6 protein-coding genes and 1 tRNA gene are annotated in these 10,194 nt (G+C 74.2%); 3 read left to right on the top strand and 4 right to left on the bottom strand.

Annotated features, from left to right (window positions below):
* Window positions 1-65: 65 nt before the first annotated feature.
* A tRNA-Arg gene (locus tag RI554_08490) sits at window positions 66-142 on the bottom strand.
* A gap of 48 nt (window positions 143-190) precedes the next feature.
* On the opposite strand from RI554_08490, the gene RI554_08485 reads away from it, so the two are divergent.
* The 3 genes from RI554_08485 (at window position 191) to RI554_08475 (ending at window position 6,915) form a co-directional block, all read left to right on the top strand.
* Window positions 191-2,086 carry a peptidyl-prolyl cis-trans isomerase gene (locus RI554_08485; protein ID MDR9392048.1) on the top strand — a complete coding sequence of 632 codons (1,896 nt, stop codon included), beginning with the start codon at window positions 191-193 and terminating at the stop codon, window positions 2,084-2,086.
* 95 nt (window positions 2,087-2,181) lie between these two features.
* Window positions 2,182-3,747, top strand: coding sequence for a bifunctional phosphoribosylaminoimidazolecarboxamide formyltransferase/IMP cyclohydrolase (gene purH, locus RI554_08480; GenBank protein ID MDR9392047.1), 1,566 nt, complete (start codon window positions 2,182-2,184; stop codon window positions 3,745-3,747).
* Between the two features lie 435 nt (window positions 3,748-4,182).
* Window positions 4,183-6,915, top strand: coding sequence for a ribonucleotide reductase N-terminal alpha domain-containing protein (locus RI554_08475; protein MDR9392046.1), 2,733 nt, complete (start codon window positions 4,183-4,185; stop codon window positions 6,913-6,915).
* A 141-nt stretch (window positions 6,916-7,056) separates the two neighbouring features.
* Here RI554_08475 and RI554_08470 read toward each other — a convergent pair whose 3' ends face one another.
* From RI554_08470 to RI554_08460, 3 genes are read right to left on the bottom strand one after another with little or no spacing between them, the layout of a single operon-like run.
* Window positions 7,057-7,899, bottom strand: a complete 843-nt coding sequence (locus RI554_08470) for a GNAT family N-acetyltransferase (GenBank protein MDR9392045.1) — start codon at window positions 7,897-7,899, stop codon at window positions 7,057-7,059.
* Window positions 7,896-9,059: a Gfo/Idh/MocA family oxidoreductase gene (locus RI554_08465; GenBank protein MDR9392044.1), complete on the bottom strand. Its 1,164-nt coding sequence runs from the start codon at window positions 9,057-9,059 to the stop codon at window positions 7,896-7,898. The genes RI554_08470 and RI554_08465 overlap by 4 nt, the downstream gene beginning before the upstream one ends.
* Complete coding sequence (locus RI554_08460) at window positions 9,056-10,060, bottom strand: sugar phosphate isomerase/epimerase (GenBank protein MDR9392043.1); 1,005 nt, start codon at window positions 10,058-10,060, stop codon at window positions 9,056-9,058. The genes RI554_08465 and RI554_08460 overlap by 4 nt, the downstream gene beginning before the upstream one ends.
* Between the last annotated feature and the right edge of the window lie 134 nt (window positions 10,061-10,194).

Below are 10,194 nucleotides of genomic sequence, written 5' to 3'. Positions count from 1 at the left end.
GGCGCCGAGCGTGGCGCCGAGCGCGGAGGTGCGCGCGGAACGAACGCAGGACCGTGCGACGAGGGTGGTGCGCCCGACAGGATTCGAACCTGTGACCTTTCGCTCCGGAGGCGAACGCTCTATCCGGCTGAGCTACGGGCGCGCGACCGAAACGAGAACCTAGCACCGGCATCGGGAGGACGTCAAGGTAATGAGGCTGAGCCGCCGCACCAACACGATCATTCTGTGGATCGTCTCGATCGGCCTTCTGGTCGGGATGGTCATCACCTTCACCCCCACGCTCGGCGCGATCGGAGGCCAGACCGACACGAGCGTCCCGGCGCTCCGCGTCGACGGGGAGACCCTGACCGAACTCGACGTCGCGCAGGTCCGCTCGTCGTCGACCGTGTTCGACGCGGTGCGCGAGGGGCCGGTCGCCACCGACCTCGAGCGCCTCCTCGTCGCCACCGTCGTCGAGCAGGAGGTCCTCCGGCAGGCGGCCGCCTCGCAGCGGATCGGGGTCGGCCAGGTGCGCGCCGAGGTCGAAGCGTTCCGCGAGCGCAACGGCGTCGACGGCTCCGCCAACGACGAGGCGTACCTGCGGCTGATCGGTGGGGCGGGCTACACCGACGCGACGTTCCGCGACTACGTCCGCGAGCAACTGCAGGTCGCGGCGTACCGCAACGAACTCGTCGCCGACGTCGCGCTCGAGCCGGGCGAGGCGGAGGCGTACTACGAGGCCAACGAGGGCGCCTACCAGACCGAACCGACCGTCGTCGCCCGCCAGATCGTGGTGAGCGACGTCGACGTCGCCGAGGACGTCCGCGCCCGCGTGCAGGCCGGCGAGGCGTTTGCCGACGTCGCCCGCGAGGTGTCGCTCGAGCGCGCCGAGCAGGGCGGCGCCGTGGGTGGCGACACGCCGCAGCCGGTCGGCCGTCCGGCGTTCCCGTCCCAGGTCGCCGACGCGGTGTTCGCGCGGACGACGCCGGGCGTGACGCCCCCCATCCAGGCGGCCGGCGGGGTGTACCTCGTCGACGTCGAACGCATCGTGCCGGCCGAAACGCGGCCGCTGGACGAGGTCCGCGATCAGGTCGAGGCGGACGCGCTCGCCGCGAAGCGCAACGCCGTCGTCGAAGCGGAGATCGAGCGCCTCGTCGCCGAGGCGGAGGTCGAAGCGGTCGAGGGCAGCGACCTGCCGGTCGACGACCCCGTCGCGGCGCGCGTCGGGGATCGCGAGATCCTCACGTCCGACCTCGTGCGTGCGACGTACACGAACCCGCAGATCCGGCAGTCGCTCGGGCCGCAGACGGCGACGTTGATCTTCGACTTCTTCCGCCCGACGATCCTCGAGCAGCTCGTCGACGGCGCGCTCGCGGTGCAGGGTGCCGACGATCTCGAGCCGACGTTCGTCGGGTCCCGCGACCAGATCGCGCAGGCGGCGCTCGACTACGTCTCGCGCGACGCCGACGCCGACGACGAGGAGATCCGGGCGTACTACGAGGACAACCTCGACCGCTACACGGTGCCCGCCAGCGCCGACGTCGAGCGGGTCGACTTCGAGGTCGAGGCGGACGCGCGCGCGTTCCGTGACGCGGTCCTCGCGGGCGACGACGTCGAGGCGGCCGCCGACGCGACGAACGGGACGTACGAGGACGTCGGCGTCGTGCAGCGCGGGACGCTGGAGACGGCGCTGGACGTCTCGTTGTTCGATACCGACGCGTACACGCCGCTGGACGGGGATGCGCGCGAACTGTCCGACGTGCTGGTGCTCGAACCGACCGCGCTCGCGTCGCCGAGCGACGCCTCGCCGTCCGACGCCTCGCCGACCGACGCGCCGACCGAGACGTACGTCGTCCTCGTGGCCGAGCGCGTCGAGGAGCGCGTCCGTCCGCTCGACGAGGTGCGCTCCGACGCCGAAGCGCGCGTCCTGGCGGAGGAACGTCAGGCGTTGCAGCGCGAGTGGTTGGATGGCTTGCGCGAAACGATCGACGTCGAGGTCCTCGTCGACACCGGCGTGCCGACGCCGACCGTCTCTCCGAGCGAGGCGATCCCCACCCCCACCGACCTGCTCGACGGCACCGACCCGGACGCCCCCACGAGCGACTGAGGCCCGACCGGCGGGCGCGCGACCGGGCGCGACCTTCGGGTCGCGCCCGGTCCTCGTTCGTGGGGCCGGCCGGGGGGGTGGGGTAGCCTTCCGGCATGAAACGAGCGTTGATCAGCGTCTCCGACAAGCGCGGCCTGGCGCCGTTCGCGCGAGGCCTGGCGGAGGCCGGCCTCGAGATCGTGGCGAGTGGCGGCACCGCACGCACCCTGCGCGAGGCGGGCGTCGAGGTGCGCGACGTCGCGGACGTCACCGGCCACCCCGAGATCCTCGACGGGCGCGTAAAGACGCTGCACCCTCGCATCCACGGCGGGGTCCTGGCGCGCAGCGCCGACGTCGCGTCCGGCGCGTTGGCGGCGCACGACGTCGAGCCGTTCGACCTCGTCGTCGTCAACCTGTACCCCTTCCGGGAGGCCGCGGCGCGGGAGGGCGCGAGCGAGCAACGCGTGCTGGAGTTCGTCGACATCGGTGGGCCGGCGCTCCTGCGGGCGGCGGCGAAGACGCACGAGCGCGTCACCGTCGTCGTCGACCCGGAGGCGTACGACGACGTGCTGGTGGCGATCGCGGACGGCGGCCCGCGTGCGGCGATGCGGCGGCGCTTGGCGCGCGCCGCGTTCGCGCACGTCGCGGCGTACGACGCGGCGATCGTGGCGTGGTTCGATGCCGCCGAGACCCGCGACGTGGACGCGAGCGAGGGGGCGGCGAGCAACGTCGACGCGGCGCTGCCCCCGACGCTTCACCTGGCGCTGGAGCGGGCGGAGGTCCTGCGCTACGGGGAGAACCCGCACCAGCTCGCTGCGCGCTACCGCACGATCGGCCGGCCCGGCGCGTGGGACGCCGCGACGCGCCACAAGGGGCGCGCCCCGTCGTACCTGAACCTGCTCGACGGGGAGGCGGCGTGGCGGTTGGCGTACGCCTTCGACGCACCCGCAGCGGTCGTCGTGAAGCACGCCGACCCGTGCGGCGTGGCGGAGCGCGACGCGCTCGCGGACGCCTACGCCGCCGCGCTCGACGCCGACCCCGTGTCCGCCTTCGGGGGGGTGGTGGCGTTCAACCGAGAGGTCGACCACGCCACGGCGGAGCGGATCCTGGCCGGCCCGAAGGCCGACGTGCTCGTCGCGCCGAGCTACGCGCCCGACGCCCTCGAGCACCTCGCGTCGAAACGCAAAGCGATGCGCGTCCTCGAGGTGCCGCCGCCCGGCCCCCGTCCCCTCGAGGTGCGCAGCCTCGACGGCGGCCTGCTGGTCCAGACGCCCGACCCGGTCGACGAGGACCTCGCCGCGGGGACGGTCGCGACCTCGCGCGCCCCCACCGACGCCGAGTGGCGGGACCTGCGCTTCGCGTGGCGGGTGGTCGCGGCGACGGGATCGAACGCGATCGTGCTCGCGCGGGACGGGGTGGCGCTCGGGATTGGGGCGGGCCAGCAGAACCGCGTCGACGCCGCCCGGCTGGCGGTGCGCAAGGCCGACGGCCGGGCGGAGGGGGGTGCGGTCGCGTCCGACGCCTTCTTCCCGTTCCCCGACGGCCTCGAGGCGGCGCTGGCCTCGGGGGCGACGGCGGTGGTGCAGCCGGGCGGGTCGGTGAACGACGACGCCGTCGTCGCGGCGGCGGAGGCGCGCGGCGTGGCGATGGTCCTGACCGGGGTGCGGCACTTCCGGCACTAGCGGCGCCGGTGGGGACGCAGGCCGCCACGACGCTGCGAGCCACGGCGCAGCGAACCACGACGAAGCGAACCAAGAAGAACGGCCCGCCGGTGGGTCGGCGGGCCCCGGGACCCTCTCCACGTGAGGTGCCCACCGGGAACCTAGCACGGGGTCCGAGGGGGGCGCGGCGGCGGGGGCGGGCGGCGTCCCTCGCGTGCAGGACGCGCACGCCATCAATGGTGACGGCGTGCGGCGCGCCTACAAGATGTAGTAGGCAAATGTGGAGGAATTCGCGTCCCCGGGTCCCTGCGCTCTGGTACCTTACGGGGCAGACGCACTCGGTCGCCGGGTCCCGCCGCGACCGCACCCCCACGCCGCCGTCCGCCCGCCCCTCCGGCCGCGCGGACCCCACGCACCCGGCCGGCCGACGCGCCGCGCCAGGAACGGAGGAATCCCGTGCCTCACGACGCCCCCGACCCCCGCCTCGCCGCCTTCGATCCGCACGCGGTCACGATCGCCGAACGCCAGTACTTCCAGCCGGGCGACACCGACCTCGGCGCGATGTTCCGTCGCGTCGCCGATTGGGTGGCGACGCCCGAAGGCGACGCACGCGAAGGCTGGGCGGAGCGCTTCTACGACCTGATGGCGGACAAGCGCTTCTGCCCCGGCGGACGGGTGCTGGCGGGCGCGGCGACGCAGCACGGCAACGTCCTGAACTGCTTCGTGCAGGACGGCCGGCCGGAGGAGGAGGGCAGCGACGCGTGGGTGCTGCACCTCGCCACCAAGCTGGCGCTCGTCACCAAGGTCGGGGGCGGGAACGGCGTCAACCTCGACCCGCTCCCCCCGAAGTCCGCCTGGCACGGCACGCCCGGGACGATCTACCTGACGATCGACCGCAGCCACCCCGACCACGACAAGGTCGCGAGCGGGACGTTCCTCGACCTGGTGCACGGCTCGTACGTCACGAAGGGGTACCGCACCGCCCGGATCGTCGAGAAGGACGCGTTGCCGGACGGCGTCGACGTCCGCGTCGTGGGCGACAGCGTCGACGACATCTGGGCCGCCGCCGGCGAGACCGCGATGGCGGTCCTGCACGGACGCGACCTCGTCGTCGACCTCTCCGACCTGCGCGCGGAGGGCACCCCCGTGAACGGCTCCGGCGGCACGAGCAGCGGCCCGTCCAGCTTCGCCGTCGAGGTGTTCGACAACTTCGCGACGTGGGGCGGGCTCGGCGGCGCGGCGCACGCGGGCCCCGTCGCGACGCTGCGCTACACCTTCGCGCCGACGTTGCGCGCCATCCGTCAGGGCGGCACGCGCCGCGGCGCGGGGATGGGCACGCTGTCGATCACCCACCCCGACGTCCGCGACTTCGTGACCGCGAAGGACCTCGACCGCGAGGAGGCCGAGGGCGACATCAGCACCTTCAACATCAGCGTCCTCGTCGACGACGCCTTCATGAAGAGCGCCCGTACCGAGGGGCGCGGCGTCCTCCAGGAGATCGCCGAGCACGCCTGGTCCACCGGCGAGCCGGGCCTGATCTTCGTCGACCGCATCAACGCCCACAACCCCATGCGGGCCGCCTACGGCGACATCAAGAGCACGAACCCGTGCGGCGAAATCCCGCTGTACCCCGGGGAACCGTGCGACCTCGGCGCGATGAACCTCGCGGCGTACGTCGCGACGTCCGGCGTCGGGATCGACGGCTTCGACGGCCGCGCGTTCCGCGAGGACGTCGCCACCACCGTCCGCTTCCTCGACGACGTGCTCGACGTCAACCGCTTCGCCCTCGACGACAACCGCGACATGAGCATGAAGCTCCGGCGCTTGGGGCTCGGCGTCATGGGCCTCGCCGACGCGCTCATCAAGATGGGCTACGCCTACGACTCCGAGGAGGGGCGTCGCGCCGTCCACACGATGATCTCGATGCTGCACGACGCGGCGGTCGACGCCAGCCGCGCGCTCGGCGAGGAACGCGGCACCTTCCCCGGCCTCGCCGACGCCACCGGCATCGAGCCGCGCCGCAACGTCGCCGTCCTCACCGTCGCCCCGACCGGCACGACGAGCATGCTCATGGGGGTCAGTAGCGGCGTCGAACCGGTGTTCGCGCCCTTCATCTACCGCAAGATCGGCGACGGCTACGCCGCCCTGATCCACCCGCTGTTCGAGGAGCTGCTGAACGAGCACCCCCCGCACCCGGACTTCATGAAGGACGGCGGATGGGACTGGGACAAGGTCGTCGAGAAGGTCCAGGACGCCCACGGCTCCGTGCAGGGGCTCGATTTCGTCCCCGCCGAGGTCCAGGCGGTCCTGACGTGCGCCCACGACATCCGCCCCGAAGACCACGTCAAGATGCAGGGCGTCGTCCAACGCGCCTTCGACGGCGGCGCGCAGGCCGCGAACTCGATCTCCAAGACCATCAACCTGCCCAACGCCGCCGACGTCGACGACGTCTTCGACGCCTACGCGCTCGCCTTCGACGAGGGCTGCAAGGGCATCACCGTCTACCGCGACGGCAGCCGCCAGTTCCAGGTGCTCTCCACCAAGAAGAGCGACGACGCGCAGGACGACGCGCGGAGCGACGCGGGCGACGGCGCGCACGGCGAGGCGCCGGGCGCGACGCCGACCCCCGTCCCGCAGGCGCCGGCCGCCCCGCAGGCGCCGGCCGCCGCGGTCGCCACCGCCCCCCGCACCCGCCCCGCCCCCACCGGCGTCGCGGCGCACGGCGGGACGTTGCCCGGCGAGCCGCTCTTCGAGCGTCCCGGCCGCCTCGAGGGCTTCACCGACACCGCGAAACTGATGCTGCCCACCGGCGAGTCGCGCGGGTTCTACGTCACCGTCAACAAGCAGGACGGCCTCCCCAGCGAGGTGTTCATCCTCTCCGGGAAGGCCGGCGACGAAGCGAACGCCGACAGCGAAGCGCTCGGCCGGGTCGTGTCCATCGCCCTGCAGTACGGCGTACCCGCCGAAGCGCTCGTCAAGACCCTGCGCGGCATCAACGGCGGCATGTACGGCAGCTACCAGGGCCGCATGGTCGCCAGCAAGGCCGACCTGATCGCCGTCGCGCTGGAGACGGCCGGCGTCGAGAACGTCCTGCAGCGCGGCCAGGCGTGCCCCGACTGCGGCGCCCCGCTACGCTTCGAGGAGGGCTGCCAGAAGTGCGAAAGCTGCGGCTACAGCAAGTGCGGCTGAACGCGTCGGCGCGCCCCTGACCGCCCGCGGGGGCGGAGCCGACGCGGCTCCGCCCCCGCGCCGGTTCAGACCGCGGTGATGCGGTGCAGGCGACGCGCCGCCCGCCGCGGCGCGTCGACCGTCCTCGGTGAACGCCCCTCGTCAGATCCCGGCGCGCGCCAGCCACAGTTCGGCCGCGCCGTCCGCGGGGGCGAACCCGGCCCCGTCGAGCACGTACCCCGCCTCGAACAGGGGCGGCAGCGCGCGGCGCAGGTGCCCTCGCCACGCCGCCGCCGCCTCCGGGTCCGACGTGCGCAGGCCCTGCACGTCGCGCGGCGCTCCGAGCCGCACGCGCGACGCGCCTTCGGGGTCGGCCACGTCGCCCCACGGCGCCTCCGGGTCGAGGCGCACGCCGCGCGCGGCCGGTGGGCCCGCGCGCCGCCCCTCGGCGTGCGCCGCGGCACGGGCCGCGACCCGGGGGGCCTCCAGGTCCCACACGACCTCCAGCCGGTCGCTGGGGAGGCCGGCGTTCAGTTCGTCGCGCAGGTCGCCGTACAGGTTCTCGACGTACCGGTTCGACGTCCCCCCGAGCACGCTCGTGTTCAGGCGGGCGTTGCCGTGCTCCAGCGGGTCGAACGTCCACACGATGCGCGTCACGCCGCGCGCGAGCGCCCCCTCGCGTTGCGCCCACTTGAGCGCCACGCCCACCCCCAGGCCGCGAGCGTCGGGGTCGGTCCCGAGCAGGTGCGAACACAGGGCGGGGACGTCCCCGTCGCGGCCCAGGAAGCCGAACGAGACGCCCAGCAGGCGCGGCCCCCGCCACGCGCCCAACAGCAGCCCCCCGTGCCGTTGCGCGGTCAACAGGACGTGCTGCGGGACGACCTCGATCGGTTCGAACCCCCACACCCGCTGCTGCAGCGCCTCGGCGGCGCGCGCCGCCTCCGCCGTCGCGAGCTCGCGAATCGTCAGGTCCCCGGCGGCCCCGGGCGGCGCGGCGTCGCTCACGTCGGCGCGTCCGGGACCGGCGTCCACTTCGCGTCGCTGCCCGCGCTCGCGATCGTCGTTTCGACGAAGCGCATGCCGCGCGCGCCCTCCCGTCCGGTCGGCGGGTCGCCGGGCGGCACGTCGTGCCCCTGCGCGGCGCGGATCGCGGCGGCGACGTCACCGTAGACGTTCGCGAACGCCTCCAGGAAACCCTCGGGATGCCCGCCCGGGACGCGGGCGGCGGCCTCCGCCGCGGGGTGCAGGCCCGGCCCGCCCCGCGTCAGGGTGCGCGCCGGACCGTTCAGCGGAGCGTACGTCAACGCGTTGGGGGCCTCCTGCCGCCAGGTGAGCGCCCCGTCGCTCCCGAACACGTCGAGGCGCAGGTCGTTCTCCCGCCCGACCGCGACCTGCGAGGCGACCATCGCGCCGCGCGCGCCCCCCCGGAAGCGCAGCAGCAACGACGCGTCGTCGTCGAGGGCGCGCCCCGGCACGAACGTCGTGAGGTCGGCGCAGAGCGCCTCCACCTCGAGGCCGGTGACCGTCGCCACGAGGTTCTCCGCGTGGCTGCCGATGTCGCCCATCGCGCCGGCGATGCCGGCCTTCGCGGGGTCGGCGCGCCACACCGCCTGCTTGAGGCCGGTCGCCTCGACGTTCGTCGCCAACCACCCCTGCTGGTACGTCACGACCACCTTCCGGACCGTGCCGACGTCCCCCGCCGCCACCATCGCGCGGGCCTGACGCACCATCGGGTAGCCGGCGTACGTGTACGTCACCGCCAGCACCAACCCGCGGGCGTCGGCGAGGGCGACCAGTTCGTCCGCTTCGGCCGACGTCGTCGTCATCGGTTTGTCCGTCACGACGTGGATGCCGGCCTCCAGGAACGCCTTCGCGACCGGGTGGTGGAGGTGGTTGGGGGTCACGATCGCGACCGCTTCGATGCGTTCCTCGGGCGGACGCGCCGCCTCGCCCGCGACCATCGCGCGCCAGTCGTCGTAACTGCGCGGCAGCCCGATCGCCGCCGCCGACGCCCGCGCCCGCTCCGGCGTGGACGCCAGCGCGCCGGCGGTCAACGTGAACGCGCCGTCGAGGCGGGCGGCGGTGCGGTGGACCGCGCCGATGAACGCGCCGGTGCCGCCCCCCACCATCCCGAGGCGCAGGGGCACGGCGGGCTCCCGGATCACGCGTCGCTCCCGAACGCCGCGTCGAACGCCGCGCCGGCCGGCGGGTAATCGAGCGCCCGCACGAACGCCGCCGCCTCCCGCGCGCCGTGCACGCGGTCCATGCGGGCGTCCTCCCACTCCACCGACAGGGGACCGTCGTAGTCGACGTCCTGCAGCGCGGCGAGGATCGCGTCGAAATCGACGTCGCCGCGCCCCACGCTGCGGAAGTCCCACGCGCGGCGTGGGTCCCCGAACGCCGTGTGGCCCCCGAACGTCCCGACCGTGCCGTCGCCCCGCCCCCACGCGACGTCCTTGACGTGGACGTGCGCGATGCGGGCCCCGAAATCGTGCACGAAGCGCACGTAGTCCACCCCCTGGTAGGCGAGGTGCGACGGGTCGTAGTTGAACGCGAAGCGCGGGTGGTGATCCACCGCCGCGAGGGCGCGCGCGGCGGTCGCGCCGTCGAAGGCGATCTCGGTCGGGTGGACCTCCAGCGCGAACGTCACGTGCGCGGCGTCGAACGCCTGCAGGATCGGTTCGAAGCGGGCCGCGAAGTCCTCGAAGCCGCGCCGCACGTACGCCGCGTCGGTGGGCGGGAAGGGGTACAGGCCGGCCCAGATCGAACTGCCGCTGAACCCCGTCACGACGCTCGCGCCGAGCGCCTGCGCCGCCTCGGCCGTCACCTGCAGCTCCTCCGCGGCGCGGCGCCGGACGCCTTCCGGGTCGCCGTCCCCCCAGACGCGCTCGGGAAGGATGGCGCGGTGGCGGTCGTCGACGGGGTCGCACACCGCCTGGCCGACCAGGTGGTTGCCGATCGCGTGGAGGCTCAAGCCGTGCGCCTCGAGCAGATCCAGGCGTTCGCGAACGTACGCCGGGTCGGACGCGGCGCGCCGAACGTCGACGTGGTCGCCCCAGCAGGCCAGTTCGAGACCGTCGTACCCCATGTCGCGCGCGAGGGGTGCGAGCGTCGCGAGGGGCAGGTCGGCCCACTGGCCGGTGAAGAGCGTGACGGGCCTGGGCATGGCGGCTCCTTTCCGGTCGGTGCCGGCGCGGCGACCGACGGGCGCGGGGGTGGCCCTACCCTACCGAAGCGGGGGGGCGCCCTGCGTGCGCATCGGCGGTAGCATCCCGGCATGGACCGCACCGTGACCCACCC

Source organism: Trueperaceae bacterium, assembly GCA_031581195.1.
In the GTDB taxonomy this organism is placed as follows: Bacteria; Deinococcota; Deinococci; order Deinococcales; family Trueperaceae; genus SLSQ01.
Note: the sequence above shows the minus strand (reverse complement) of the source record. Positions and strands in the feature narration are given on the sequence as shown.